Here is a 24,468-nt window from a genome sequence, read left to right on the forward strand (position 1 = left end):
CCCGCTGGCTGGCAAATACGGTACATCAATTCTCAAAACCCGCCGCGATCGATGCCAGAGACGAAACCAGGATCGTTAAAGGATCGCGATCCTGCACGGCAAGGCCAACTGTGTATTCTACCACCGGGTCGACCAGCTGGACGGCATGCAGCCGTCCCTCGCCCTCGGCGGTACGCGGCACAATTTCCAAGGCAATAAACCGGCTCGAATACCACGCCTGTGCCGGTTTTCTCGGACAGGGACACGCCATAGCGGGACAGGATCGGTTCGATCACGGCAACCGCGCCCATCGACCGGCGGTCTTTCGCCTGACAGATCTTGACGACCACTCGGCCGCCCGGTTCGGATTTAAAATCGTGATAAAAACTGACGACGCCATGAACTTCCACCTTGGATAGGTTCAGACTGTCGGCAATGACGGGAAGACAATCCGGCGCGATATGGCCGATTTTGTCCTGCAGGTCGTGCAGGATCTCGAGAAGCATCGAAGCGACATTGCCGTATTCAGCGCAAAACGGCGCGCGCATCCCGGATGGAGGGCGTTTCCTCTGTCACTGACATGACATATCTCACGGTTGTTTCTATCTCGCGTCCACTTGAGGCGGAATCATCCGCGAAGGCTACGGAACAATCTAATCGTTAGTGTCGATGACCCTATCGGGGGCGTCTATGAGGCGGGTGGCGGGTGACGCCGCGGGGCAGAAATCTCGCCCCTGCAGACTAAGCGTGGCGCAATTTTTCTCGGGCGACGATGGTCTTCATGATCTGAGCCGTTCCGTCGCCGATTTCCAGCCCCATCACATCGCGCAGGCGCTGTTGGTGCGGCAGATCCAGAGACCAGCCATAATGACCATGAGTCAGCAGGCACTGGTGGATCACCTCCACGGCGCTCTTCGGCGCCAGCCACTTGCACATCGCCGCCTCGGAGGTATGCGGCCTTCCCGCATCCTTCAGGCGCAGCGTGTGGTAGCAGAGTTGTCGGGCAGCCGCGATCGCCGCCTCGTTTTCCGCGAGCGGAAAGGTTATGCCCTGGTTCGCCGCCAGCGGCGCTCCGAATGCCTGACGCTGCTGGATGTAGCGCCAGCTCTCGTCGAGGGAGGCCTGTGCGGCGCCGAGAACCTGGAGCCCGATCAGCGCCCGGCTGAAATCGAACCCCTGCATCACCTGGACGAATCCCCCGCCTTCTTCCGAAAGCCGCCAATCTGCCGGTATCTCAACATCGTCGAAGAAGATCGAACAGCGGCCGATGGCATGACTGCCAAGGTCCCTGTAGCGCTGGGTCGAGATACCGGGCGTGTCCATCGGGATCAGGAAAGCACTGATGCCGCGGGCACGATCCTCGGCGGCGCCAGTCCGCGCGAACAGCACGATGGCATCGGCCTGGTCGGCCATGCTGATCGACGATTTCTCGCCCTTCAGGATATATCGGTTTCCGGAGCGCCGCGCCGTGAGCCCGAGGTTGGCGGCGTCCGATCCGCCACGCGGCTCCGTCAACCCGATGCAGACGACGGACTCGCCGGAAACGATCCGGCCGATCCACTCGGCAGCGAGGTCCGGCGCGGCGTGCTCCGAGATGATCTTGCCGTTCAACGAGCCGAGTATCTGCAGGTAGGCGACATTGAGGTCGGCATAGCCGATCGCCTCGGCGATCAGTCCGCTCGTGACGCTGTCGAGACCGAGACCGCCGAATTGCTCCGGCAGTTCCGGCGCGATCAGGCCAAGACCTCCAAGCTCCCGGACCAGCGCCCTATCGATCCGGGCCTCGGCCTCGCGCGCCTGATAGCCCGGCGCGACACGTTCGGCCGCAAAGCGCCGGGCGGTTTCGAAAATACTCTGCTGGTCGTCGCTGAAGGCCGGATCCATGGCGCTTGCCTCTTTCAAGAAGTGATCGGGCGGCTCTAGGCGCCATTACTTGGCGTGTTTACGGAAATCCGGCTTTCGCTTTTCCAGGAAGGCATTCACGCCCTCGCGGGATTCATCGGTTTCGTAATAGAGCTTCAGGGCATACATCCCCATGCCCGCGATACCTGCCTGGTGGGCTGTGTCCATGTTGAAGGAACGCTTCGCAATGGCGATCGCCGTCGGGCTCCGCTCGCAGATTTCCTCGCCCCATTTCTGCACTTCCGCGTCCAGTTCGTCCTGCGGCACACAGATATTGGCCAGTCCCATCTCGACGGCTTCAGCACCGGAATAGCGTCGGCAGAGATACCAGATCTCGCGCGCCTTCTTCTCTCCGACCACGCGGGCGAGATAGGCCGTGCCGTAGCCGGGGTCGACCGACCCCATCTTCGGCCCGACCTGACCGAAGACGGCCTTGTCCGAGCATATTGTCAGATCACAGATCGTCGCCAGCACGTTACCGCCGCCGATGGCGTAGCCCTGCACCCGCGCGATCACCGGCTTCGGCACGTCCCGGATCGCGGCATGCAACTCCTCCATCGGCAAGCCGATGGTCCCCCGTCCGTCATATTGCCCGTCATGTTCCGACTGGTCGCCCCCGGTACAGAAGGCCCGCTCACCGGCCCCAGCCAAAACAATGGCGCCGATCTCCCGGTCATAGCCGGCCTTGTAGAGCGCCTTGATCAGCTCATCGCAGGTCCGGCCGCGGAATGCGTTCATCTTTTCCGGCCGGTTGATCATGATCCAGGCAACGCCGTTGCGAACCTCGTAGAGCAAGTCCTCGAAATCCATTTTATGTCCTCCAGAGTTTTCGTTGACCGTCTCAGCCAGCCATCGTCAGGCCGCCGGAGACACTGAGCACCTGACCGGTCACATAAGCCGCGTCGTCACTGGCGAAGAAAAGGATCGCACCCGGAAGATCCTGCGGCTGTGCGATGCGTCCCAAAGGGATGGCCCGCTCGAAAGCCTTCAGCAATTTGTCCGGGTCGCCCGCACCTTCCTTGAAGTCCGCGAACAGCGCCGTGTCAGTCGGACCGGGACAGACCACATTGACGGTGATCCCGTGCCGGGCGTGTTCACGGGCGATCGTCTTGGAAAAAGCGACGAGCCCCCCCTTGCAGGCGGCATAAACAGCTTCTCCTGAAGACCCGGCGCGCGCGGCATCGGAGGAAATATTGACGATGCGCCCGTGCCGTCGCTCGACCATGCCGGGAAGGACGGCGTGATGCATGTGAAGGGCACCCGTCAGATTGATCGCGATCAGCCGCTCCCATTCCTCTGGCACCGTCTGCGTGAATGGCTTGAAGATGTCCCATCCCGCATTGTTGACAAGGATATCGACGGGCCCGAGTTCCTCCTCCGTCTTTGCAACGGCGCCATCAACCGCCTTCCGGTCGGTTATGTCGCACTCAAGCGCAATGGCTTGCCCGCCCGCATCCCTGATCCGGCCTACAGACACCTCCGCGGTCGCGAGATCCCGGTCGAGCACCGCCACAGCGGCACCTTCAGACGCAAGGCGCGCACAGGTCTCACCGCCGATGCCGCCACCACCACCGGTCACGATTGCCGTGTTGCCGTCGAAACGTTCCATGAATTTCCTCCCTCAGACCCGATCCAACGATCTTCATGCCGCCGCTTTTACTGGTCATAATATATATCAATGCTATGATGTATATTATGGTGCGTCAATTAGTTGATGGAATGCGCGTTCGCATGGCAGACCCGGACATAGTCCTGCAGGATGATCACTCGGTCGACGAAGTCGCAAACCGGCTTTTTTTCCGCCTTTATCAATCATCCAATCTGATGCACAAGGCGGGAACCAACGCTGTTGAAGCCTTTGGCATCACCACCCAGCAATGGGCCGTGCTTGGAGCTCTGGCGCGAGAGCAGGTCCAGAAAGACGGAATGTCCGTCAAGTTATTGATGGAATATTTGATGGTCAGTCGACAGAGCCTGACCGCCGTTCTCGATCGCCTGCAGCGCGCGGGGCTTGTCGAACGCATTCGTGCGGCAGATGACGGACGAGTCCGCCACGTCCGGCTGACGGTAAACGGCAGAACGACCTGGGGGGCCATGCAGGGTGCAATCCAGGCATTTTACGATGCAGCACTCTCGGAGCTTTCAGGAGAGGAGAGCTACCTGCTCATGCGATTCCTCAACCGGCTGTGCACCGGATTGGCGAAGCTCTAGAGCGATACGCCCATCAATCAATTGCGAAGAGAGCAATCTCCACGGCGGACGGGAGCCGCGCGCCCGTCCCGACAAACAGAGTGCGGTTGACCCAGTCATACCGCGGATCGCCGGTCTCCAGTCGGGCCGAGGTCCGCATATAGTACTCCGCCGGGTCAACCGGCTGGCCCTCTGCAAGCTTTTCCAGAACGTCCGGCGGGCCGTGCCGGTACCCGTGGTTCAGCACCTCGATCAAAGCGCCATCCGGCGTCTCGAAGGCATAGCGGGCATTGAGCCAGGCGCAGCCATTGTCATAGACGGTCTGCCAATCCGCTCCGACATCAATGATCGTGCCGGCCAGCTCCGGCCCCTCGACGCGGCCGCCCACGATTGGAATGATGCGCCGCTTGCCTGCCCGGCCCTGACCAAGCTCGCGGATCGAACTCAGCTCCACCGTGAGCGTGCAGACCGGACGCAGGCCGGGTGCGGCGCGCATCTCAGGCGAACCCGAGCAAACGGGCGGCATTGCCTTTCAGGATATCGGGGCGGATCTCGTCCTTGATCTTGATCTGCTCGAAGTCAGTGAGCCAGCGTTCCGGCGTGATCATCGGCCAGTCGGAGCCGAACAGGACCTTTTTCCGCAGGATCGAATTGCAATAGCGGACCAGGATTTCCGGGAAGTATTTCGGGCTCCAGCCGGAGAGGTCGATATAGACGTTCGGCTTGTGCTGGGCGACGGCCAGCGCCTCCTCCTGCCAAGGGAAGGACGGGTGCGCCAGGATGATCTTCAGATCCGGGAAGTCCACCGCGACATCGTCCATATACATCGGGTTGGAGTATTTCAGCCGCATGCCGTTGCCACCGGGCATGCCTGAGCCGACACCGGTCTGGCCGGTATGGAACAGCGCGATGCCGCCCTCCTCCTCGATCGCCTCGTATAGCGGATAAGCCATCCGGTCGTTCGGATAGAAGCCCTGCATGGTCGGATGGAACTTGAACCCCTTGATGCCGAATTCCCGGATCAGACGGCGGGCCTCACGTACCCCCATCTTGCCCTTCCACGGGTCAATGGAGGCGAAGGGAATGAGCACGTCGTCATTCTCGGCAGCGAGTTCCGCAACTTCCTCGTTCTTGTAGCGCCGGTAGCCGGTTTCCCGCTCCGCATCGACCGGGAAGATCACGGCGGCGATATTCTGCTCGCGATAATGTTGTGCGGTCTCCGGCACGGTCGGCGGATGCTGCCAGGGCGCCCGGAAATATTGCGCCATGGTCGCCTGCAAATCGTCATAACCATCGTCCGTGTGGCAGCCGCACGGCTCCTCGGCATGGGTATGGACATCGATCGCCCTGACCTTGGAAATATCAACCATATTCCTGTTCCTTCAGAGTGTCGTCACGGCTGCATCGCCGTCGGAATAGAGCCGCTCAAGAAGCGCCGACCGGCGCTGCAGGACACGGCGGAAATTGAGATTACCCTTGGCGGTCATCTCCGCCTCCGGCATCGACGCCGGCTCAGACAGCACGATAGCCCGGCTGACACGCGTCGAGCTGCCGGAAAACTCGCGGTCCCGTTCGGCAAGCCGGCGGTGGATATCGCCGAGCAACAGCCTGTCGGTCATCGCGCCGTCCGCCTCATCAAGAGCATATCCCTCACGCTCCAGCTCGGCGAGATTGGGGAAGATCATCACCCCTATCTCGCCCCGGTCGGCACCGGTCACCACAAGGTCGGCCGCGAGTGGCGCGAGGCAGGACAATAGATCGAGCCGGAGTTGGGCAGCCCGGACCCAGGTTCCGGTCAGCAGCTTGAAATCCTCGGAGATCCGGCCATCGAACCGCAACCCCCGGTTTAAATCCCCAGGATCGACAAAGGTCATGGCGTCCCCGGTAATCAGGAAGCCTTCCTCGTCGAACGCCTCCCGGGTCTTTTCCGGTGCCTCGAAATAGCCGGGCATGATGTTCGGCCCCTTGACCCTGACCTCGCAGCGCATATCCGGATCCGGGACGAGCTTTACCGTCACTCCGTTCAGCGGCACACCGACGACGCCGGAGCGTTCCGTCGGCTCCATCTGCATCAGCGCTGCGGGCGCGGTCTCCGTCAGCCCCCAGGACGAGGTGATCAGCGGGATCTCTCCTTTGACCTCGAACGCCATGCGCTCAAGCCCCTCCCAGACTTCCTGCGGCAGGGAAGCGCCCGCATAGAAGATCAGGTCGAGCCCCTCGAAGAAGCGCTGGCGCAGAGCTTTGTCCCCGGACAGGGCCGAGACCAGCATGGCGAAGCCGACCGGCACGTTGAACGAGAGGGTTCCGGGCATCAGGGAGAGATTCTCGACCGTGCGCTCGAACAACCCCTTCACCGGCTTGCCGTCATCGATATAGAGACTGCCGCCGTTTGCCAGCATCATGTTGAAATTGTGCGAACCGCCGAAGACATGGTTCCAGGGCAGCCAGTCGGTGATCCGTGGCGGCCGTTCACGCAGAAACGGCAGGGCGTCGGCGATCTGGGTCTGGTTCGCGCACATCATCCGGTGAGTGGTCAGCACCCCCTTCGGGTCAGAGGTCGAGCCCGAGGTCATCAGGATCTTGCCCACTGTGTCCGGTGTGACGGCGGCAAAGGCGGCGTCGACATCCGCCCCGGCCCGCGCCTTCAGCAGATCATCAAAGGCCGTGACATCACTCCGCCCGCCAGTGTGGCTGGCGACGATCTCGATGCCGTCGAAAATATCCAGCGCCAGGGCTTCGGCATATTGGTCCGCGTCAACGGTGTAGGCCATGCGCGGCCGGACCAGCTCCACCGCGTGGCGAAGCCGGTTATGGGCGCCATGGATAAGGGAATACTGCTCTGCCACCGGTACGATCGGCGCACCGATATACTGCGCGGCCAGGGCGAGCAGCCCGTGATCCACACCGGCTCCGGAGAGCACGATGATCGGCGTTCCGGCTCCCATGCCGCGCGCCAGAAGCGCCGCCGCCAGGGCCCGGACTTTCTCCAGAACAGCCGCAAAACGCTCTTCCCGCCAGCCGGCGCCGCTACGCTCGGCGACGAAGACGCGGTCCGGCGCTTCGCTGGCCCAGTGATGCAGCCAGTCTCCTGTCCGCTCGACGACCGGGCCGAGTGGATAGGATGAGCGCAGGATGATGCTGCCATCGGGGCGATCCTCCCGTTCGGTGCGGTGAGGGCGGAAACTGGATGTGCGCTTCATCCCGCCTGTCCTCCCGCCTGCCGGATGATCACCATCGCTTCGGCGACAGTCGCCCGCATTTCCGGTGAGAGTCCGCGGAACATCTGCTCCTCGTGTCGCTCGACCGCCGCCATCGCCTTTTCGCAGAGCTGCCGCCCCGCCAGAGTGACGTTGAGCGCATAGGTCCTCCGGTCCGTCGGCACCCGCTCGCGGACGATCAGATCCCGTCCTTCCAGCTCGTCAACCAGCACGACGAGGTTCGGCCGTTCGATATCCATCACCGCGGCAAGCTGGGACTGGCTGAGCCCCGGATTGTCCATGATCAGTACCAGCGCCGTATAGGAAGTCATCCGGAGATCGAACGGGCGCAAGGCCTCCGCCAGATCCGCCTGCACGACATTGAAGGCCCGCTTCATCCGGTAGCCGAGAAAGCGCTGCAACAGGGAATCGGACGCCTCGCCGGCAAGAGGCGGCACCGCGCCCGGTTTCGTCTTTGGCGCCGTCATGCCGCGCCTCCGAATTTCGGGGCCCGCTTCTCCAGAAACGCGGCCAGCCCCTCGAGCGCATCTGGGCTGGTCTGGGTCAGCGCCGCACACAGGCTTTCGGTGAAGAGACCGTCCGCCTTGGACATATCCTCGATCCGGCTCAGGGCCTGGATCATGATGTAGTTGGAGAGCGGCGCATTCGAGGCGATCTTGGCCGCCAGGTCCAGCGCCTGCTCCAGCGCCTCTCCCTCGCCCACCGCATAATGGGTTAGGCCAAGCGCCAATCCTTCTTCCGCCGAATAACGCCGTCCTGTCAGCATCATCTCGATCATCCGGTCGGCGCCGAGAATACGCCCCACCCGGACGCTTGCCCCGCCGCCGACAAAGATCCCCCTGCGGCCTTCGGGAAGCTGGAAAATGGTCGAGGGCTCCGCCAGCCGGACATGGGTCGCGGTCGCCAATTCAAGCCCACCCCCGATCACGGCGCCGGACAGGGCAGAGACCACGGGCAGGCCGCCGAACTGGATGCGGTCCATCACCGCGTGCCAGCTTCGGGAATGCCGCATCGTGCCTTCGGCGTCGCGGGCGACATGCTCGCTGAGATCGAGGCCAGAGCAGAAATGCCCGCCAGAGCCGGTCAGCACCACGGCTTTCACCTCCGGCGGCGGCGCGACGAAGAAGGCGTCAATCGCCTGCAGCAGCGCATCGCACATCGCATTGCGCTTGTCCGGCCGATTCATGGTCAGAACCGCAATCTCGCCGCGCACTTCGATTTTCAGGACAGGGTCAGTCATGGCGATACCTCAGCGCTTCGGCAACCGGACCGCGCCGTCGAGGCGGATGGTCGTGCCGTTCAGATAGGGATTGGTGATGATCTGCCCGGCGAGCAGGGCATATTCCTCGGGCTCCCCGAGCCGGGCCGGGAACGGAATGTTTTCGGCGATCTTCTGCGCCACCTCTTCCGGCAACCCCTGCATCATCGGGGTCTGGAACAGGCCCGGCGCGATGGAGAGCACACGGACACCAAACTGGGCGAATTCGCGCGCCGCCGGCAGGCAGAGCGAGGCAATCGCCCCTTTCGACGCCGCATAGGCCGCTTGGCCGAGCTGGCCATCCTCGAATGCCACCGAGGACGTATTGACGATCACCCCGCGCTCACCGCCTTCCAGCGGCGGAAGTTCTGCGATGTGCCGGGCGGCGTGGCTCATTACATTGTAGGTGCCGAACAGGTTGACCCGCAGCGTGCGCTCGAAGACGTCGATGGAGAGCTTGCCCTCGCGGCCGACAATGCGGGCGGCGGTGCCGATCCCGGCGCAGTTCACGACAATGCGCGGCGCGGCACCCAGTTCTTCCGCAATGCTGTCGATCGCGGCGCCGACCGCATTCGCATCGCTGACATCGACCTGACGGAACAAACCGCCGATCTCGCCGGCAACCGCTTCTGCCCGCTCGGCATCGAAATCAAGGATGGCGACCTTCGCCCCTTGTGCCGCGAGATGGCGCGCCGTCGCCGCGCCGAGACCGCTGCCGCCGCCCGTCACAAGTGCCGCGTTGCCTTTGATCAGCATGATTTGAATCCATGTCGAATGAGTGTGCGCATCGCTTTCGCCCCGCTCAGTAAAGAAGGAACAGCGTGATCGACGGGAACAGCACCAGAAGCACCACGCGGACAATGTCGGACGTGACGAACCAGAGCACTGCCTTGTAGGTCTCGCTGATCGGTGTTTCCCGATCCATCACGTTGATAATGAAAAGGTTCATCCCAACCGGCGGGGTGATCAGCCCAACCTCGACAACGATCAGCACCAGGATGCCGAACCAGATCGCCATGTGTTCCGGGCTCATGCCGAAATCGAGCTGACTGACCACAGGAAAGAAGATCGGGATGGTCAGCAGGATCATCGACAGGCTGTCCATCAGGCAGCCGAAGACGAGATAGAACAGCAGAATCAGCGTCAGCACGGTCCAGGCGCTGAAACCCTGGCCGACGACCCATGCCGAAAGCTCCTGCGGCACCTGGCTGAGGGCGAGAAAGCCGTTATAGAGGGCCGCGCCGAGGATAATGAAGAAGATCATCGCGGTATTCTGGGCGGTGGCGATAATGCTTTCCTTCAGGAAGCTCCAACTCAGTGCCTTGCGCGCCAGCGCAATGGCGCCCGTCCCCGCCGCACCGACCGCCGCACCTTCCGTCGGCGTGAACCAGCCAAGATAGATACCGCCGACCACCAGCCCGAAGACCAGCAGCACCGGCCAGACATTGACCAGCGCGCTGAAGCGTTCCGCATAAGGAACCGGCTCGCGGGTGCCCGCCGCGTCCGGGTTGCGACGGACATAGAGCGAGATCGTGATCATGTAGCCCGCTGCTGCCAGCAATCCAGGGATGAAGGCGGCGGCGAACAGCTTGGCGATATTCTGCTCTGTCAGGATGGCGTAAATCACCAGGATCACCGACGGCGGGATCAGGATGCCGAGGGTGCCGCCGGCGGCCAGCGTCGCCGTCGAGAAGCCGCCGGAATAGCCGTAGCGCCTCAGCTCCGGCAGGGCGACCTTGCTCATGGTCGCCGCGGTCGCCAGCGAGGAGCCGCAGATCGCCCCGAACCCGGCGCAGGCACCGACCGCCGCCATGGCCACACCGCCCCGGCGATGACCGAGCCAGCTTTCCGCCGCCTTGAACAGGGCCGTGGACATGCCCGACGCGGTGGCGAACTGGCCCATGAGCAGGAACATCGGGATGATGGTCAGCGAGTAGCTGGAGAAGGTCGAATAGGTTTCCGACTTCAGCTTGGCCATGAACATGGCGCTGCCGCCTGTCGAGAAATACAGCCCGCCAATGCCGCACAGGAACATCGCGAGGCCAATCGGCGCACGCAGGAAAATCAGGATGAGCAGGACCGGCAAGGACCAGAAACCGAGTTCGAGAGGGCTCACGGCCGGATGCTCCCGTCGTATGTCACGACATCCCGCCCAACCAGTAGCCCGGCGATTCTGGCCCCGGCCGCATAAAGCGCGATCAACCCGGCGATGACCGAGGCAGCGAAACTCGCGCCATAGGCCCACCAGACCGGAAACTGCAGAAGGAAGGTAGTCTCGCCATACCTGTATTTGCTCTGGAGCCCTTCGAACAGGCGCCAGGAAATCAGCAGGATGACCAGCGTCAGGGCAACTTCCCAGAAGGCTATCAGCCCCCGGTTCACCCCGGCCGGAAGCTGATCGGTGAAAATGTCTACCGTCGCATGTCCCGCCTTGAGCTGACAGATCGGCAGAAAGGCGAAAATGGCGAAGGCAATCCCGGCTTCGACGATTTCGAAGTCCCCCGTCACCGCGCCGACACCGCTTGCCAGAAGCGCCTCCGCAAGCCCGGGCGCCAGATCCGTCAGGAATGCGCTGTGGCCGAACGTGTTGAGACCGCGGCCAAGCACGCTGACGCAGGTGATGGCGATCAACACCAGCAGAACGGCGCCGCCGAGCAAGGCCATCAGGCGGGCCAGCCGTGTCGCGAGGACAGCCATAGCTTGAACTCCGGGAACGAAAACAAGAACGGGTTGCCCCGGACCGTCTCAGACGGCCCGGGGCAATACGGTTATTGCGCCGTGTGTTCCTTGATCAGGGCGGCGGCCTTGGCCTTCAGACCGGTGCCGTCGAGCCCCTTGCCGTCCATCTCCTTCACCCAGTTTTCGGTCACGGCTTCCGCGGCCTTGCGCCACTCCTCGGTCTGCGCTGGTGTCAGGGTGATGATGTTGTTCCCCTTGTCGACCGCCGACTGCCGGGCGGGACCGTCGTCCCGCTGCATCTGGGCTCCCGCGAAGGCGGAAAACTCAAGCCCGGAATTATCGTCGATCACAGCCTTCAGATCGTCCGGGAGAGCGCTGTACCGGTCCTTGTTCATCGCGAAGATGAAGGTGGTGGTATAGAGCGAGGCATCGCCGAAGCCGGTGTGATTCTGCACCAGCTCTGGAACCCGCAGCGCACCGGTCACCTCCCAGGGAATAACGGTCGCGTCGATCACGCCCTTGGAAAGCGCTTCCGGTACGGCAGGAACCGGCATGCCGACCGGGGTCGCGCCGAGCGCACCGAACAGCATATTGGTCACCCGGGTCGGCGCCCGCAGCTTGACCCCGTTCAGGTCCGCGATGGAACTGATCGGCGCCTTCGAGTGGATCAGGCCGGGGCCATGAACCCAGAGTCCCAGCACATGGAAAGCGCTGAAATCGCTGTCCATCATGGTTTCCTCGGCAAGCTCCCAATAAGCCCGTGAGGTGGCTTCCGCATTGGTCATGGTGAACGGCAGCTCGAACACCTCGGCCTTCGGAAAGCGGCCTGGCGTGTAGCCGGAAACGGTCCAGATAATGTCGGCGACGCCGTCAATGGCCTGGTCGATCAGCTCCGGCGGCTTGCCGCCGAGCTGCATGGCCGGAAAGCGCTGGATCTCGATCCGGCCACCGGAATCCGCCTCGACCTTGTCGGCCCACTTATAGAGAATGTTTTTCGGGACATTGGCCTGCGCCGGCAGGAACTGATGCATGCGCAGAGTTACTTCCGCCGCGGCGGAGACGCCCACGCTGATGGCGAGCACGGCAATTGCCGCGACCGCCCTTGTCAGGCTCACGCGAATAAAGGTCATGGTTTCCTCCCCAAGTGACCGATGTCGGCGGAGGCTTTTTCGCCTCTCTTCCTATTAGTTATGTAACATAACTATTTTGATCTGTAACCATTCTCGTTCCTGATATCCCGGGAACGCGTTTGCATGCAGCAGGACAGCCTATCCGTTTTCCGAGAATTTATGAATTCCCCGAATGGGCGCGCCGCGCCGCATGCCGCCCGGCGACATAGGCAAAGGCGATTGCCGGTCCCAGATTGATGCCCGGAGCCGGGTAGACGCCTCCCATGACCGACTGCATGTCGTTGCCGCAGGCATAAAGCCCGGGTATCGGCTGGCTGTCCGCATCGACCAGCCGCGCCTCGGTATCCGTCAGCAAACCGGTGGCCGCGCCGATATCCCCCGGCCAGAGCCGGATGGCGTAGTAGGGCGGCGTCCTGACCGGGCCGAGCGTCGGGTTCGGGCCATGGGACGGATCGCCGTTGGCGCGCTCATAGACGGTTGTTCCCCGGCTGAAATCGAGATCGATGCCGGTTTCGGCGAAACCGTTCATCCGCGCGACAGTGTCGACAAGGCCAGCAGCGTCAATGCCCAGTTCACCAGCAAGGTCTGCCAGCGTTTCCGCCTGCACCAGATATCCATCTTCCAGAAAAGGCCGAAGGCCCCGCCCGCCTGGCCGCACCATGCCGAGCCCGTACTTCCGTAGCCCTTCAGCGTCGGTGATCTCGAAGGCAGGAATGGTGGAGCCGTCCCGGCTCGCAGCGTACATGGCCGCCACGAACTCATGATAGGAGCGGCTTTCGTTGACGAACCGCCGCCCGTCCCGGCCAACCGAGAAAATGCCGGGCTTGGACCGGTCGAGAACGAAATGCGGGAACACCGCCATGCTGCCGTCCTTGCGCTGGCGGCGCGACACCGGCGCCCAGAATACCGGCTGCTCCGCACCCTCCCCATAGCGGGAACCGAGCCTGAGCGCGATATCATGCAGCGCGCCGGTATTGCCGGGGGCCGCCGGGCTGAATTCCGGCTGCGGTTCGGGCAGCATCTCCCGGCGCCGCTCCGGGTGACGGGCGAAGCCGCCGGATGCGAGGATCACCCCTCCCCGCGCCCGCAGCCTGAGATCCCCGCCTTTGGTGCAAACCAGAGCACTTGTGCCTTCCGGGCCAACCGAAATATCGAGGATTTCGGTCTCCGTCATCAGTGTGACCCCGAGATCCCGCAGGGTTTTCAGCAACCGGCCAGTCAGCGCATTTCCCATCACCAACCGCGCCCCGCGCCCGTGGCGCAGACGGTCGACGGCATAGCCCGCAATCAGACGGGCACCATGGGCCAGCGATTTCAGCGATCGCGTCATCTTCAGCAGATGGCCGATATCGTCCCGGTCGACCATCATCCCGTCCAGGATGGTAAACTCCGGGATCGGGGGCCGCAGAATGCCGAGCGCCTTTCCGAGTGTCCCGCCGTCGAACGGCAGCGCCTCAAGCGCCCGCCCGCCCGCAGCGGAACCTTCCAGCTCGAAGAGATAATCAGGGTGGAACGGGCGGGCTCGAAATTGCACTGCCGTGTTTTCTTCCAGCCGCCGCACCGCTTCCGGACCGGCGCGCAGGAAGGTTTCCCGCATCGCTTTCGGCGCCCGGTTGCCGACAGCGGCATCGAGGAACGCGGTCGCCCTCTCCGGACTGTCCTCCGAGCCGACCTCCTGTGCATGCTTCGTATTGGGAATCCAGACCGTCCCGGCGGACAGCGCCGAGGTGCCGCCGACGAACTCGGAACGCTCGACCAGAAGCGTCCGGGCGCCGTCGAGCGCGGCGAAAACCGCAGCGGCCATCCCAGCCGCCCCACCACCAAGCACAATCACATCCCAGTCGTCGGGTGCCTGTTCAGATTTTGCGGATATGGAGGCGATTTTGGGATCGGACATTGAGTGCACTCTTGCTGCCGGATTGTGTCGGACAAGCCGATCATAGAGGCTCCCAATCCGAAACATGATTCAAAATTAGAATCTCTTTCCACTTTCTGATTTCACCGATGTAACCTGCAGGCTGACAAAGACGGCGGGACCGCCTGCCCGGATACCGGAGTCGCGACAATGAACGGAGTTGAGCAGTGAGCAGCGCCCTCGAACGCGGCCTTCGCATTCTCGAGCTGATGGTCGGCCACCCGGGTGGCATGCCGGTAAGCGGCATCGCTTCCGCGCTCGACATGCCGGTTTCCGGCGTGCACCGGCAGCTGAAAGAGTTGGCCCGGCTCGGCTATGTCCGGCAGGCGCGTGAGCAGGGCGATTATCTGCTCAGCGTGAAGCTCTCAGCCCTCGGTCTCGGCTTTCTCGGCCGGTCCGGGGTGACAGACATCGCACAGCCCATTCTCGACCGGCTGGCGGCGGCAAGTACCGAATTGATCCGGCTCTCCGTCATCGACGGGGACAGGCTGGTCTGGGTCGCCGTCGCACAGGGGGCAACAGGCGGTCTGCGCTACGACCCGGGGCGCGAGCAGGGCGTATCGCTGCATCTCGCCAGCACGGCGGGCGGGCAGGCATGGCTCGCCAGTATGAGCGATGAGAACGCGATTGCGCTGATCAGCCGGCAGGGCCTGACACCGACCGGATACGAGTCGGGACCCGGCGCCCCGGCAAGCCTGACGGCATTGCTCGCCGCCCTGAGCGAAGCCCGCGCAAACGGTTACGCCCTGACCATCAACAGCTACATGATCGGCATGGCGGCGATGGCGGTGCCGGTCCGGTTCGGAAACGCCGGCCCCGTGGTCGGTTGCCTGTCAATCGCAGGGCCATCGGTCCGGCTAGACAAGGCACGTGTCACCAGCCTGGCGCCGGTATTGGCCGAGGCTGCCGCCGAACTTTCGGCCGCAGCCGATGCGTCGCAATTCTTCAGCCGTCTGGGCCATGAATATGGCGGGATATCGGATCAGCCCCCGGCCCAACCCCCAGCAAAATCGGCAAGATCGCAATGACACGCGCCTATTCCCTCGCCTACCTGACCGGCAATGGCGTCAATCCTGTATCCGCCGTCGGCATCGCCGCCGAGCACGGCTACCACATGGTGAGCTTCCGGCTGCTGCCGGCCGGCCCCGGCGACAGCCTCTTTCCGCTGCTCACGGACGACGCCCTGCTGCGCGAGGTGAAGGCGGCACTCCGCGACACAGGGATCACCATGGCCGACGCGGAAATGATCCGCCTGAACGCCGAAACGAAAATCGAAGATTTCACACCGTTTCTCAACCGGATCGCCGAGCTTGGTGCACGGCATGTGCTGGTCGCCGTCGACGATCTCGATCCCGTTCGCAGCCAGGATAGCTACACCGCCCTTTGCGCCCGGCTCGGCACCTACCGCCTGACAGCCGATCTCGAATTCATGCCTTGGACCGGGGTGAAGGATCTGGCCCATGCAAGGCGCATGGTCGAGGCAGCCGATCATCCATCCGCAGCCGTCCTGTTCGACAGCCTGCATTTCGACCGCTGCGGCTCAACCCTGGAAGAGTTCGCCGCCCTGCCGCCGGACCTGATGAACTATGTGCAGATCTGCGACGGACCGGTGCCTTATGACCCGTCAGACGCGGAACTGATCAGGGTTGCCCGGACGGCACGACTTATCCCCGGAGACGGCGGCATCGATCTCGCCTCCATCGCCGCCCTGATCCCGAAGGACATGACCGTCAGCGTCGAGGTTCCGAACCATGCTCTGGCCGAAACCATCGGTGCCTCAGAGATCGCCCGGCGTGCATTGCAGGCAACGAAGATCCTGCTCGGCGACTGAAGGCAGAGACAACCAGCAAGAAACCAAGGGAGTGAAACGACATGGCTTTGACCGGCAGCGCCTTTCTGGCGCTTTGGCACGATATCGACCCGCCATCCCAGACCGAATACATGGAATGGCATACCCGTGAGCATATGCCCGAGCGGCTGTCGATCCCCGGCTTCACCATCGGCAAGCGGCTGATCAATCACGATGTTCCGCGCTACCGCTACGGCACGGTTTATGGCGGCGAGACTGTCGAAGTGTTCCGTTCGCGCGCCTATCTCGAACGGCTTAACAATCCGACCGACTGGTCCAACAAGGTGCAGCCGACCTTCCGCAATTTCCTGCGCGTGGCCTGCGACAGGGTTGCGTCGGCCGGTGTGGGCGAAGGCGGTGCGATGGCCACGATCCGTCTCGATTTCGCGGACGGGTCCGGAGCGGACAAGGTTCGCACTGGGGCGCAGTCCCTCGCCGACGTCCTGCTGAAGGTCACCGGCGCCTGCGGCGTTCATATCGGTCTCGCCCGAACGGAAGTCTCCGGAGTGAAGACCAGGGAGACCGAGCTCCGGCCCGGCATGGCGGAGAAGGAATTCGACGTCGTCGTCCTGATCGAGGGCAGTGGCGCGCCTGAACTGGAGGCCTCCGTCCCTGAGTTCCAGGCAGTCATCGCTGAGAGCAGTATCGGCGTCAGCAACCCGCAAACGATCGTCTACAACCTCGCCTATCAGCTCACTGCCGCAGATATGGCTGGCACGGAGGGCGCGCGATGAAGGTCCTGATCACGGGTGGCGGCGGTTTCCTCGGCGCATGGCTCATCAAGCGACTGAATGCGCGCGGTATCGAAGCCCGGGTGTTCGACCGCAAGGAAGACCGCTCCATCCTGCGGGAGATCATCGGCGATGAAGCGGGCGATATCGACTGGGTGAGCGGCGACATTACCGACACGGACCGGGTCCGGGAGGCGGCGCGCGGCTGCGGCTTCGCGGTTCACCTCGCCGCCCTGCTGACCCCGGACTGCGCCGCTAATCCGGTGCTCGGCGCGCAGGTGAACCTGATCGGCACACTCAACGTCTTCGAGGCAGCGAAAGCGGAAGGCATGCGCGGCATCGCCTATGCCAGCAGCGCCTCCGCACTGGCGCCGGATGACGCCGCGGATCTGAGCCCGGTTACCCATTACGGTGCCTACAAGCTTGCTTGCGAAGGCTGCGCCCGGGCCTACTGGATAGAATCCGGCATTTCCAGCATCGGTTTCCGCCCGGCCATCGTCTACGGCCCGGCCCGGGAAACAGGCATCTCCGCCGGTCCTTCGGTGGCCTGCCGCGAGGCTGTGGCGGGACGGCCCTACACAATCGGCTATTCCGGCGCGGCGGATCTGATCTTCGTGGACGATGTGGCGGCGCTCTGCGAAGCGGCGGCCCTGAAGCCTTTCGAGGGCGCCCATGTCATCACTCTGTCCGGCGAGATGGTGGATGTCAGCGCCATCGCCGAGGCCATCCAGGATCAGGTGCCGGGCGCCCGGATCAACTGGGACGGCCCTCTCCTGCCGATCCCGGCGCACATGGAGCGGACCCCGACCGAGGATCTGCTGGGGCCACTGCCACGCACATCCCTGAAGGACGGTATCGCGCAGACCATCGCGCACTACCGTCCCGGCCGGAACGCGTGAGCACCATGACGCGCGACGCGCTGATTGCCTTGGTTCAGAGCTACTTTTCCGGCGTGGACGGAGAGGACCTGGACCAGGTGCTTGCGACCCTGACGGAGGACTGCCGCTTTTCCGTCGAAACCCACGATGTCGCGCTCAACGGTCATGCCGAAATCGGCGGGATGATGACGCAGCTATGGAGCCGTCACAAAGCCGTTCTTCATGACAACTTCCAATTTGTCTGTGACCCGGAGAACGGTGCGATCGCGGCACGTTTCCGGGTCGTCAACACGCTGCATGACGGCACACAGGTCCATAAATCGAACTGCAACTTCTTCACCCTGAAGAACGGAAAGTTCGATACGGTCGCCGTCTACATGGCCGGCGAGAACACCCTGGAACGCAAGCCCTAGCGGCCGTCCGGGCGCTTCATCTCGAAGGTATCCCGGCTGGTCGCATAGAGGTTCGCGCCCAGCCGCCCGATTGTATCCAGTCCGATATGGTCGATATGGAGCTTCTCCTCGTCGAGCACCAGCGCATCGCGGACGGAGATGCTCTGCACCTCACCGACAACGATCTCGCGCCGGTTGCCCAACTCAAGCGTCGTGTGCCGTGTGCATTCCAGAGCGACCGGCGCCTCGGCAATGCGGGGCGGTTTGATGGTCTGGGACGGCTCCACCGTGAACCCGGCGAGCGGAATCTCGGACTCGCCATGCGGCAGGGGCGTCGAGCAGGCGTTCATCTTCTCCGCCATGGCCCGGTCAACGATATTGACCACAAACTCCCGGCTATCGCGGATGTTCCGCGAAGTGTCCTTCGGGGAACCGTCCGGCCGCGCTTCCAGCCCGAGAACCACCATGCAGGGATCAAAGGCGATGGCATTGAAGAAAGAGAACGGCGCGGCATTGACGACCCCGGCCTCATCAATCGTGGTCACCAGGGCGATGGGACGCGGGGTCACCACATTGCGCAGCAGCTTGTAGGCATCCGTCGCCGAGAGATCGGCCAGATTGAAGGTCTTCATTTACGGGTTCCGTTTTGTGACAGGAGAATGGTGGGCGATCCAGTGCCGCGCGATATCGACCCGGCGCGTGACCCAGACATCACTGTGCGACAGCACATGGTCCAGAAACCGGGCCAGCGCCCGCGCCCGTCCCGGGCGACCGACCAGGCGCGTGTGCAGGCCGATGGACAACATCTTCGGGGCGTCCGCCCCCTCTTCGTACAACTGGTCGAAACTGTCTTTCAGATGATTGAAGAAGTCATGGCCGGAACCGTAGGAGGCCGGCGCACCGAACTTCACGTCATTGGTGTCCAGCGTATAGGGAATTACCAGGTGGTCTTTGCCCGCGACGCGTTCCCAATACGGCAAATCGTCGGAATAGGAATCTGAATCGTAGAGGAAGCCGCCCTCCTCCACGAGGAGGCGCCGCGTATTGTCGCTCGGTGCATAGCGGCAGTACCAGCCGTAGGGCCGGTCCCCGGTCAGGCGCCGGATGCTCTCGATCGCCTTTTCGATATGCTCACGCTCAGTGGCCTCGTCCAGCTCATATTGATTGACCCATCGCCAGCCATGGCCGGCGATGTCGTACCCGGCCTCGGCAAAAGCCTCCGTCAAGGCCGGCGCCCTCTCCAGCGCCAGGGCACAGCCGAATATTGTCATCGGAATGCCGCGCTCCCGGAACAGGCGCAGGACGCGCCAGGCTCCAGCCCGCGGGCCGTAGTCGTACAGGCTCTCCAACCCGAGATCGCGCTTTCCGGCCGGGTGTCTCCCCCCGACGACCTCGGACAGGCCGCCTTCGTTGCGCGCGTCGCCATGCAGGACATTCGTCTCCGACCCCTCCTCGATATTGAGGACGAAATTGACCGCAATCCGCGCCTTGCCCGGCCATTTCGGATCAGGAGTCTGGCCCGCGTAGCCGTTCATGTCGCGGGGATACTGGTCGGACATTTTTTACCTCGTTCGCATTACAGCGGGGAGAAGGAGACAGGACACATTCGCGAGCGGGCCATTGCCCGTTGGAGATGATCAGGATGAATTGAGTATCGTAACGCCGCAAGGGCAACCCGGTCGCCCTCGGCAAAGAGCGCTTGTCGGTCCCAACAAAAAAAGGAGGCACCCTTTCGAGTGCCTCCTCCGATCTCAAGCAGATCAGACGTTGTGAACGCCGTCTATTTCTTGAACTTCTTGATCTCGCCCGACTTCAGACGCTCGACATAGGACGTCATCTCGTTCTTCACGACGCCCATCAGGAAGTAGAGGCCGATGATGTTGACCACCGCCATGGCGAAGATCGCCGCGTCGGAGAAGTCGATCACCGGGCCGAGATTCGCGGCCGCACCGATCACCACGAAAACGCAGAAGATCAGCTTGAACACGAGCTCCGCCGTCTTCCCTTCGCCGAACAGATAAGTCCAGCTTTTCAGCCCGTAATAGGACCAGGAAATCATGGTCGAGAACGCAAACAGGATGACCGCGATTGCCAGAACGTACGGGAACCAGCTCACCGCAGAGCCGAAGGCGGCGGACGTCAAGGCAACGCCCGTATTTCCGTCCACCGTCGCGATGTGGTTGCCGTTGAGCATGTAGTTCCCCGTTGCCGGGTCAGAGATCAGCTGGCCGGAGATCGTGATCACCAGGGCCGTCATCGTGCAGATCACCACCGTATCGATGAACGGCTCCAGCAGGGAGACAAAGCCTTCCGTAATCGGCTCTTTCGTCCGCACCGCGGAGTGCGCGATAGCGGCCGAGCCGACGCCGGCCTCGTTCGAGAAGGCGGCGCGCTTGAAGCCCTGGATCAGGGCCCCGACAAAACCGCCGGCAATCCCGAGACCGGTGAATGCGCCCTCGAAGATCTGGCCGAATGCCCAGCCGATATTGTCGTAATTCACCGCCAGAATGATCACCGCCGCCGCGACATAGAGAATGCCCATGAACGGCACGACTTTCTCGGTCACACGGGCGATCGATTTCACACCACCGACGATGACGGCGAAGACAACTGCCGCGAAGATCAGACCGGTGATCCAGCCCGGATAGTCGCCGAGAATGCCGGAGATCTGGGCGTGAGCCTGATTGGCTTGGAACATGTTCCCGCCGCCCAATGCACCGAGAATGCAGAAGATCGCGAACAGAACCGCCAGGATCTTGCCGCCGGGAAGTCCCTTTTCGGCAAAGCCCTTGGAGATGTAATACATCGGGCCACCGGAGACGGTGCCGTCTGCGTACTCATTCCGGTATTTCACACCGAGCGTACATTCGGTGAACTTGGAGGCCATCCCCATCAGACCGGCAAGGATCATCCAGAATGTCGCCCCCGGACCGCCGATCCCGACGGCAACGGCAACACCTGCAATATTTCCGAGACCAACCGTCCCGGACAACGCGGTGGCCAGAGCCTGGAAGTGGCTGACCTCACCAGCATCGTTCGGATCGGCATAATCGCCTTTCACAAGTTCGATCGAATGCTTGAAGTACCGGAACTGCACGAAGCCGAAATAGAGCGTGAATACCGTCGCGGCGATTACCAGCCACATCACGATCCAGGGAAAGCTGGTCCCCGGGATCGGAGCAAAGATAAGACTGACAAACGGGCCCGTGATTGTTGCGAAGATCGCATTGACCTTTGCATCCAGGCTTTCAGCTTCCTGCGCGAGAGCCGGGGTGCTGATCACCCCCATGAGCAATGCGAACATTGCCCCCAGATTAAATCTTTTCATTATCGCCCCCTCTCAAGCAACGACCGTGACAGGCACGTCGGCATGCATGACCAAATTCGCGGTAGCGCTGCCGAAAATCCGGCTCGCGATGCCCCCTTCGGAGGCCCTTCCCACGATGATCTGATCTGCCTTCTCGTCGCTTGCGACGGCGTTCAATGTATCGGCGACATTGCCGTGGCGGACCATGCCGCGCGCGTTCATACCGGCCTTTTTCAAGCTCTCGAGCGCCGGGGCAACAACCCGTTCCATCGCCAGGGCGATTTCCTCTTCACGTCGTTTGTGACGCTCGGCATTTTCTTCAGGTGTCTGAAAAGAGAAAGGCGACCATTCGATCACGTAGACAATCAGAAGCTCGCAATTTCCCGTAACAGACGCCAAATTCTGTCCGAACTTTAACGCGCGTTCGCCAGAACCGTGGCCGTCCAGCCCGATAATCAACTTCATTCTGATACCCCCTGTTCGTATTCCGAAAGGATAATCTCCTATCGGTTGTTATGGTCAGCTTAGGTCAAGCCAGGAAAACGGTCTATCGCCAAAGCGACGCCCTTGTTTCGCTAAAAAAAGAAGCAAATAGACCGGAAAACGGAGCTTTTTGACTCGCTCGACGCCGCCGGATAACGGCAACGTCGAGCGCATAAAAGACACGCTAAACGTGCTTATGAACCGGGTCAGCCCCGCTTATGAATGACCGGGCTTGTTTCCGACCATGTTTTCAGGTCTCACCCAGGCGTCGTATTCTTCCGCCGTCACCAGACCGAGCCCGGTTGCCGCCTGCTTGAGGCTGGTTCCGTCCGCGAAGGCCTTCTTGGCAATCTGGGCCGCCTTGTCGTAGCCGATATGCGGATTGAGCGCCGTCACTAGCATCAGGGACTGCTCCATCAATTGCTGGATACGCTCCTCGTTGGCCTCGATCCCGACAACGCAGTTCTCGGAAAAACTACGAGTGCCATCGGCGAGGAGCGCGACCGACTGCAACAGATTGAAGATCATCACCGGCTTGAAGACGTTCAGCTCGAAATGCCCCGTCGCCCCGGCGACAGTGATGGTGGTGTGATTACCCATCACCTGGGCGCAGACCTGCGTCAGGGACTCGGACTGGGTCGGATTGACCTTGCCCGGCATGATCGACGAGCCCGGCTCGTTCGCGGGCAATTGCAGCTCTCCAAGCCCGCTGCGGGGGCCGCTGCCGAGCATGCGGATATCGTTCGCGATCTTCATGCAGCTCGCGGCGAGAACATTGAGGGTGCCCGACATCTCGACAATGGCGTCATGCGCCGCCAGCGCCTCGAATTTGTTCACCGCGCTGGTGAAGGGCAGACCGGTCAGCTCCCGGACCCTCTCGACGAACGCCTCGGCGAAGCCCGGAGCCGCGTTCAGACCGGTGCCGACCGCAGTGCCGCCCTGGGCAAGCTCCATCAGCCGCGGTAACGCACCGCGCACCCGTTCGATCCCGAGCTCGATCTGCCGGGCATAGCCGGAGAACTCCTGACCCAACGTTACCGGCGTCGCGTCCTGCAGATGGGTCCGGCCGATCTTGACGATCCCCGAGAATTCCTCCGCTTTTGCCCGCAGCGCCGCATGAAACTCCTGCAACGCCGGTAGCAGAGCCCGGTCGATCTCGAGCACGCCGGCAATCGACATGGCGGTCGGGAAACTGTCGTTCGAGCTTTGCCCCATATTAACGTGATCGTTCGGATGCACCGGCTGCTTGCTGCCGATAACGCCGCCCATCAGCTCGATGGCCCGGTTGGAGATCACCTCATTGAGGTTCATGTTCGTCTGGGTGCCGGAGCCTGTCTGCCAGACCACCAGCGGAAAATGGTCGTCGAGCGTGCCCGCGATCACCTCGTCGGCGGCGACTACCATAGCCCTGCCAAGCTCAGGAGCCAGTTTGCCAAGGTCCATATTGGCCAGCGCCGCGGCCTTCTTCTGGATCGCGAAGGCGCGGATCAGCGCCGACGGCATCCGCTCCCTGCCGATCTTGAAATTTTGCAGGGATCGCTGGGTCTGGGCTCCCCAGTAACGGTCCGCCGGAACGGACATCTCGCCCATAGTGTCGGTTTCAATGCGTGTATCGGTCATGAAAGACTCTCCGAATGCACCCTGTGGGTTCGGTAAATTTTCCGACCAGCCTCACTCCCCGGACCATGGCGCCGCGTCAAACTCTCGCGTCCGGCGAACTCAGGCCCCGTCCGCGTTGAGCCACGGATCGTCTTCACCTGGAATGCCCGCAATGACGCCATTGCGCAAGTGTGCCGCGGTCAAGACGCGCGTCATTGCGGATTATCAACATGTACCGGCCCTGATGTCACCAAGGGACGCGAGCGCCTTGCCAATCGAAAAAACCGCCTGTGTCTTCCTTATTCAGACGATCAAGAACAGAGAGCAGATTGGCGGCAGCGGCATCCGGGCTGTGCAGGTCCAGTCCCTGTTTTGCAAAGGGTACGGACAAATGAGTGTCGACCGTTCCCGGATGCAAAGCGACGCAAACAGCTTCCGGAGCGCGGCGGGCCAGCTCGACGGACGCTGTCCGGACAAACTGATTGAGCGCCGCTTTCGAGGCACGATAGCCATACCAGCCACCGAGACGGTTATCGCCAATGGACCCGACCCGCGCAGACAATGTTGCAAAGACCGTTTTTCCGGTGCGTGGGAGTCTCGGCAGAAAATGTTTCATGAGCAGGGCCGGCCCAATCGCATTTATGGCAAAAGCGGTCGCGAGTTTCTGCGCGTCGAGCTCACGCCAGGTTTTCTCGGGCCCCTCGCCGCCCTGATGAAGAAATCCGGTCGCATCGATAACCAGTCGAATCTCCCCATCCGCGGCAGCCGCCTTTGCCGCACGTTCCAGGCTGGCCTCGTCGGCAAGATCAATGGGAAGAGGACTGCGGCGACTGAAACCGAGAACAGTCTTGAAACGGCCCGTCTCGTTCAAGGCAGAGAACAGCGCCGAGCCAATTCCGCCGGACGCGCCGATCACGACGGCCACCCCACCGGGCGTAAAGGATTCAAACTTGCTCAT

26 protein-coding genes are annotated in these 24,468 nt (G+C 62.4%); 6 read left to right on the forward strand and 20 right to left on the reverse strand.

What is annotated here, in order from left to right:
* Positions 1 to 32: 32 nt before the first annotated feature.
* The 4 genes from IG629_RS09850 to badH form a co-directional block, all read right to left on the reverse strand.
* The gene (locus IG629_RS09850) at positions 33 to 527 is read right to left on the reverse strand and encodes an NAD(P)H-dependent oxidoreductase subunit E (protein ID WP_193171787.1); all 495 of its coding nucleotides are present in this window, start codon (positions 525 to 527) and stop codon (positions 33 to 35) included.
* Between the two features lie 193 nt (positions 528 to 720).
* Entirely contained in the window at positions 721 to 1,863 is a 1,143-nt protein-coding gene (locus IG629_RS09855) for an acyl-CoA dehydrogenase family protein (RefSeq protein WP_193171788.1), read from the reverse strand.
* Positions 1,864 to 1,908: 45 nt separating this feature from the next.
* Positions 1,909 to 2,691 carry a 2-ketocyclohexanecarboxyl-CoA hydrolase gene (badI, locus tag IG629_RS09860; RefSeq protein ID WP_193171789.1) on the reverse strand — a complete coding sequence of 261 codons (783 nt, stop codon included), beginning with the start codon at positions 2,689 to 2,691 and terminating at the stop codon, positions 1,909 to 1,911.
* A 31-nt stretch (positions 2,692 to 2,722) separates the two neighbouring features.
* Positions 2,723 to 3,490 (reverse strand): 2-hydroxycyclohexanecarboxyl-CoA dehydrogenase, encoded by a 768-nt coding sequence (gene badH / locus IG629_RS09865; protein WP_193171790.1) that lies wholly within the window; start codon positions 3,488 to 3,490, stop codon positions 2,723 to 2,725.
* A 122-nt stretch (positions 3,491 to 3,612) separates the two neighbouring features.
* On the opposite strand from badH, the gene IG629_RS09870 reads away from it, so the two are divergent.
* Entirely contained in the window at positions 3,613 to 4,092 is a 480-nt protein-coding gene (locus IG629_RS09870; RefSeq protein WP_193171791.1) for a MarR family winged helix-turn-helix transcriptional regulator, read from the forward strand.
* Between the two features lie 13 nt (positions 4,093 to 4,105).
* Here IG629_RS09870 and IG629_RS09875 read toward each other — a convergent pair whose 3' ends face one another.
* From IG629_RS09875 to IG629_RS09920, 10 genes are all read right to left on the reverse strand, one after another.
* Positions 4,106 to 4,567 (reverse strand): DUF3237 domain-containing protein, encoded by a 462-nt coding sequence (locus tag IG629_RS09875; protein ID WP_193171792.1) that lies wholly within the window; start codon positions 4,565 to 4,567, stop codon positions 4,106 to 4,108.
* Between the two features lies 1 nt (position 4,568).
* Positions 4,569 to 5,441 carry an amidohydrolase family protein gene (locus tag IG629_RS09880; RefSeq protein WP_193171793.1) on the reverse strand — a complete coding sequence of 291 codons (873 nt, stop codon included), beginning with the start codon at positions 5,439 to 5,441 and terminating at the stop codon, positions 4,569 to 4,571.
* A gap of 12 nt (positions 5,442 to 5,453) precedes the next feature.
* Positions 5,454 to 7,271 carry a feruloyl-CoA synthase gene (locus IG629_RS09885; RefSeq protein WP_193171794.1) on the reverse strand — a complete coding sequence of 606 codons (1,818 nt, stop codon included), beginning with the start codon at positions 7,269 to 7,271 and terminating at the stop codon, positions 5,454 to 5,456.
* A complete protein-coding gene (locus IG629_RS09890; RefSeq protein WP_193171795.1) occupies positions 7,268 to 7,756 on the reverse strand; it encodes a MarR family winged helix-turn-helix transcriptional regulator in 489 nt (162 codons plus the stop codon). Before IG629_RS09890 ends, IG629_RS09885 begins: the two co-directional genes overlap by 4 nt.
* Positions 7,753 to 8,529 carry a crotonase/enoyl-CoA hydratase family protein gene (locus IG629_RS09895; protein WP_193171796.1) on the reverse strand — a complete coding sequence of 259 codons (777 nt, stop codon included), beginning with the start codon at positions 8,527 to 8,529 and terminating at the stop codon, positions 7,753 to 7,755. Before IG629_RS09895 ends, IG629_RS09890 begins: the two co-directional genes overlap by 4 nt.
* Before the next feature lie 9 nt (positions 8,530 to 8,538).
* Positions 8,539 to 9,303 (reverse strand): SDR family NAD(P)-dependent oxidoreductase, encoded by a 765-nt coding sequence (locus IG629_RS09900; RefSeq protein ID WP_193171797.1) that lies wholly within the window; start codon positions 9,301 to 9,303, stop codon positions 8,539 to 8,541.
* A gap of 46 nt (positions 9,304 to 9,349) precedes the next feature.
* Positions 9,350 to 10,663 carry a TRAP transporter large permease gene (locus IG629_RS09905; RefSeq protein WP_193171798.1) on the reverse strand — a complete coding sequence of 438 codons (1,314 nt, stop codon included), beginning with the start codon at positions 10,661 to 10,663 and terminating at the stop codon, positions 9,350 to 9,352.
* A complete protein-coding gene (locus IG629_RS09910; RefSeq protein ID WP_028466923.1) occupies positions 10,660 to 11,244 on the reverse strand; it encodes a TRAP transporter small permease in 585 nt (194 codons plus the stop codon). Before IG629_RS09910 ends, IG629_RS09905 begins: the two co-directional genes overlap by 4 nt.
* Positions 11,245 to 11,315: 71 nt before the next feature.
* On the reverse strand, positions 11,316 to 12,356 hold the full coding sequence (locus tag IG629_RS09915; protein WP_193171799.1) for a TRAP transporter substrate-binding protein: 1,041 nt from the start codon (positions 12,354 to 12,356) through the stop codon (positions 11,316 to 11,318).
* Positions 12,357 to 12,513: 157 nt separating this feature from the next.
* Positions 12,514 to 14,253, reverse strand: coding sequence for an FAD-dependent oxidoreductase (locus IG629_RS09920; RefSeq protein ID WP_193171800.1), 1,740 nt, complete (start codon positions 14,251 to 14,253; stop codon positions 12,514 to 12,516).
* A gap of 185 nt (positions 14,254 to 14,438) precedes the next feature.
* Here IG629_RS09920 and IG629_RS09925 point away from each other — a divergent pair, with 185 nt between their 5' ends.
* The 5 genes from IG629_RS09925 to IG629_RS09945 are packed head-to-tail and all read left to right on the forward strand — an operon-like array spanning position 14,439 to position 18,142.
* Positions 14,439 to 15,299 carry an IclR family transcriptional regulator gene (locus tag IG629_RS09925; protein WP_193171801.1) on the forward strand — a complete coding sequence of 287 codons (861 nt, stop codon included), beginning with the start codon at positions 14,439 to 14,441 and terminating at the stop codon, positions 15,297 to 15,299.
* Positions 15,296 to 16,102 (forward strand): sugar phosphate isomerase/epimerase family protein, encoded by an 807-nt coding sequence (locus tag IG629_RS09930; protein ID WP_193171802.1) that lies wholly within the window; start codon positions 15,296 to 15,298, stop codon positions 16,100 to 16,102. The genes IG629_RS09925 and IG629_RS09930 overlap by 4 nt, the downstream gene beginning before the upstream one ends.
* Before the next feature lie 41 nt (positions 16,103 to 16,143).
* Positions 16,144 to 16,854, forward strand: coding sequence for a hypothetical protein (locus tag IG629_RS09935; protein WP_193171803.1), 711 nt, complete (start codon positions 16,144 to 16,146; stop codon positions 16,852 to 16,854).
* Positions 16,851 to 17,750 carry an NAD-dependent epimerase/dehydratase family protein gene (locus IG629_RS09940; protein ID WP_193171804.1) on the forward strand — a complete coding sequence of 300 codons (900 nt, stop codon included), beginning with the start codon at positions 16,851 to 16,853 and terminating at the stop codon, positions 17,748 to 17,750. Before IG629_RS09935 ends, IG629_RS09940 begins: the two co-directional genes overlap by 4 nt.
* A 5-nt stretch (positions 17,751 to 17,755) precedes the next feature.
* Positions 17,756 to 18,142 (forward strand): nuclear transport factor 2 family protein, encoded by a 387-nt coding sequence (locus IG629_RS09945; RefSeq protein WP_028466927.1) that lies wholly within the window; start codon positions 17,756 to 17,758, stop codon positions 18,140 to 18,142.
* Here the strand turns inward: IG629_RS09945 and IG629_RS09950 are convergent.
* The 6 genes from IG629_RS09950 to IG629_RS09975 form a co-directional block, all read right to left on the reverse strand.
* Positions 18,139 to 18,753, reverse strand: a complete 615-nt coding sequence (locus IG629_RS09950) for a flavin reductase family protein (RefSeq protein WP_193171805.1) — start codon at positions 18,751 to 18,753, stop codon at positions 18,139 to 18,141. The two genes, IG629_RS09945 and IG629_RS09950, sit on opposite strands and share 4 nt — an antisense overlap.
* Positions 18,754 to 19,680 (reverse strand): allantoinase PuuE, encoded by a 927-nt coding sequence (gene puuE, locus IG629_RS09955; protein ID WP_193171806.1) that lies wholly within the window; start codon positions 19,678 to 19,680, stop codon positions 18,754 to 18,756.
* 221 nt (positions 19,681 to 19,901) lie between these two features.
* Positions 19,902 to 21,449, reverse strand: a complete 1,548-nt coding sequence (locus IG629_RS09960; RefSeq protein WP_226886588.1) for an alanine/glycine:cation symporter family protein — start codon at positions 21,447 to 21,449, stop codon at positions 19,902 to 19,904.
* Between the two features lie 12 nt (positions 21,450 to 21,461).
* Positions 21,462 to 21,893, reverse strand: coding sequence for a universal stress protein (locus IG629_RS09965; protein WP_028466929.1), 432 nt, complete (start codon positions 21,891 to 21,893; stop codon positions 21,462 to 21,464).
* Positions 21,894 to 22,127: 234 nt separating this feature from the next.
* Positions 22,128 to 23,531: a class II fumarate hydratase gene (gene fumC / locus IG629_RS09970; protein WP_193171807.1), complete on the reverse strand. Its 1,404-nt coding sequence runs from the start codon at positions 23,529 to 23,531 to the stop codon at positions 22,128 to 22,130.
* Between the two features lie 226 nt (positions 23,532 to 23,757).
* Positions 23,758 to 24,468, reverse strand: a complete 711-nt coding sequence (locus IG629_RS09975) for an SDR family NAD(P)-dependent oxidoreductase (protein WP_193171808.1) — start codon at positions 24,466 to 24,468, stop codon at positions 23,758 to 23,760.

This window comes from Nisaea nitritireducens (assembly GCF_014904795.1).
Lineage (GTDB): Bacteria > Pseudomonadota > Alphaproteobacteria > Thalassobaculales > Thalassobaculaceae > Nisaea > Nisaea nitritireducens.

What these genes read in the sequence shown, in the direction of transcription:
- IG629_RS09850 (WP_193171787.1), bottom strand. Translation starts at nt 527, where the DNA reads ATGCGCGCGCCGTTTTGCGCTGAATACGGCAATGTCGCTTCGATGCTT.
- IG629_RS09855 (WP_193171788.1), bottom strand. Translation starts at nt 1,863, where the DNA reads ATGGATCCGGCCTTCAGCGACGACCAGCAGAGTATTTTCGAAACCGCC.
- badI (WP_193171789.1), bottom strand. Translation starts at nt 2,691, where the DNA reads ATGGATTTCGAGGACTTGCTCTACGAGGTTCGCAACGGCGTTGCCTGG.
- badH (WP_193171790.1), bottom strand. Translation starts at nt 3,490, where the DNA reads ATGGAACGTTTCGACGGCAACACGGCAATCGTGACCGGTGGTGGTGGC.
- IG629_RS09870 (WP_193171791.1), top strand. Translation starts at nt 3,613, where the DNA reads ATGGCAGACCCGGACATAGTCCTGCAGGATGATCACTCGGTCGACGAA.
- IG629_RS09875 (WP_193171792.1), bottom strand. Translation starts at nt 4,567, where the DNA reads ATGCGCGCCGCACCCGGCCTGCGTCCGGTCTGCACGCTCACGGTGGAG.
- IG629_RS09880 (WP_193171793.1), bottom strand. Translation starts at nt 5,441, where the DNA reads ATGGTTGATATTTCCAAGGTCAGGGCGATCGATGTCCATACCCATGCC.
- IG629_RS09885 (WP_193171794.1), bottom strand. Translation starts at nt 7,271, where the DNA reads ATGAAGCGCACATCCAGTTTCCGCCCTCACCGCACCGAACGGGAGGAT.
- IG629_RS09890 (WP_193171795.1), bottom strand. Translation starts at nt 7,756, where the DNA reads ATGACGGCGCCAAAGACGAAACCGGGCGCGGTGCCGCCTCTTGCCGGC.
- IG629_RS09895 (WP_193171796.1), bottom strand. Translation starts at nt 8,529, where the DNA reads ATGACTGACCCTGTCCTGAAAATCGAAGTGCGCGGCGAGATTGCGGTT.
- IG629_RS09900 (WP_193171797.1), bottom strand. Translation starts at nt 9,303, where the DNA reads ATGCTGATCAAAGGCAACGCGGCACTTGTGACGGGCGGCGGCAGCGGT.
- IG629_RS09910 (WP_028466923.1), bottom strand. Translation starts at nt 11,244, where the DNA reads ATGGCTGTCCTCGCGACACGGCTGGCCCGCCTGATGGCCTTGCTCGGC.
- IG629_RS09915 (WP_193171799.1), bottom strand. Translation starts at nt 12,356, where the DNA reads ATGACCTTTATTCGCGTGAGCCTGACAAGGGCGGTCGCGGCAATTGCC.
- IG629_RS09920 (WP_193171800.1), bottom strand. Translation starts at nt 14,253, where the DNA reads ATGTCCGATCCCAAAATCGCCTCCATATCCGCAAAATCTGAACAGGCA.
- IG629_RS09930 (WP_193171802.1), top strand. Translation starts at nt 15,296, where the DNA reads ATGACACGCGCCTATTCCCTCGCCTACCTGACCGGCAATGGCGTCAAT.
- IG629_RS09935 (WP_193171803.1), top strand. Translation starts at nt 16,144, where the DNA reads ATGGCTTTGACCGGCAGCGCCTTTCTGGCGCTTTGGCACGATATCGAC.
- IG629_RS09940 (WP_193171804.1), top strand. Translation starts at nt 16,851, where the DNA reads ATGAAGGTCCTGATCACGGGTGGCGGCGGTTTCCTCGGCGCATGGCTC.
- IG629_RS09945 (WP_028466927.1), top strand. Translation starts at nt 17,756, where the DNA reads ATGACGCGCGACGCGCTGATTGCCTTGGTTCAGAGCTACTTTTCCGGC.
- IG629_RS09950 (WP_193171805.1), bottom strand. Translation starts at nt 18,753, where the DNA reads ATGAAGACCTTCAATCTGGCCGATCTCTCGGCGACGGATGCCTACAAG.
- puuE (WP_193171806.1), bottom strand. Translation starts at nt 19,680, where the DNA reads ATGTCCGACCAGTATCCCCGCGACATGAACGGCTACGCGGGCCAGACT.
- IG629_RS09960 (WP_226886588.1), bottom strand. Translation starts at nt 21,449, where the DNA reads ATGAAAAGATTTAATCTGGGGGCAATGTTCGCATTGCTCATGGGGGTG.
- IG629_RS09965 (WP_028466929.1), bottom strand. Translation starts at nt 21,893, where the DNA reads ATGAAGTTGATTATCGGGCTGGACGGCCACGGTTCTGGCGAACGCGCG.
- fumC (WP_193171807.1), bottom strand. Translation starts at nt 23,531, where the DNA reads ATGACCGATACACGCATTGAAACCGACACTATGGGCGAGATGTCCGTT.
- IG629_RS09975 (WP_193171808.1), bottom strand. Translation starts at nt 24,468, where the DNA reads ATGAGCAAGTTTGAATCCTTTACGCCCGGTGGGGTGGCCGTCGTGATC.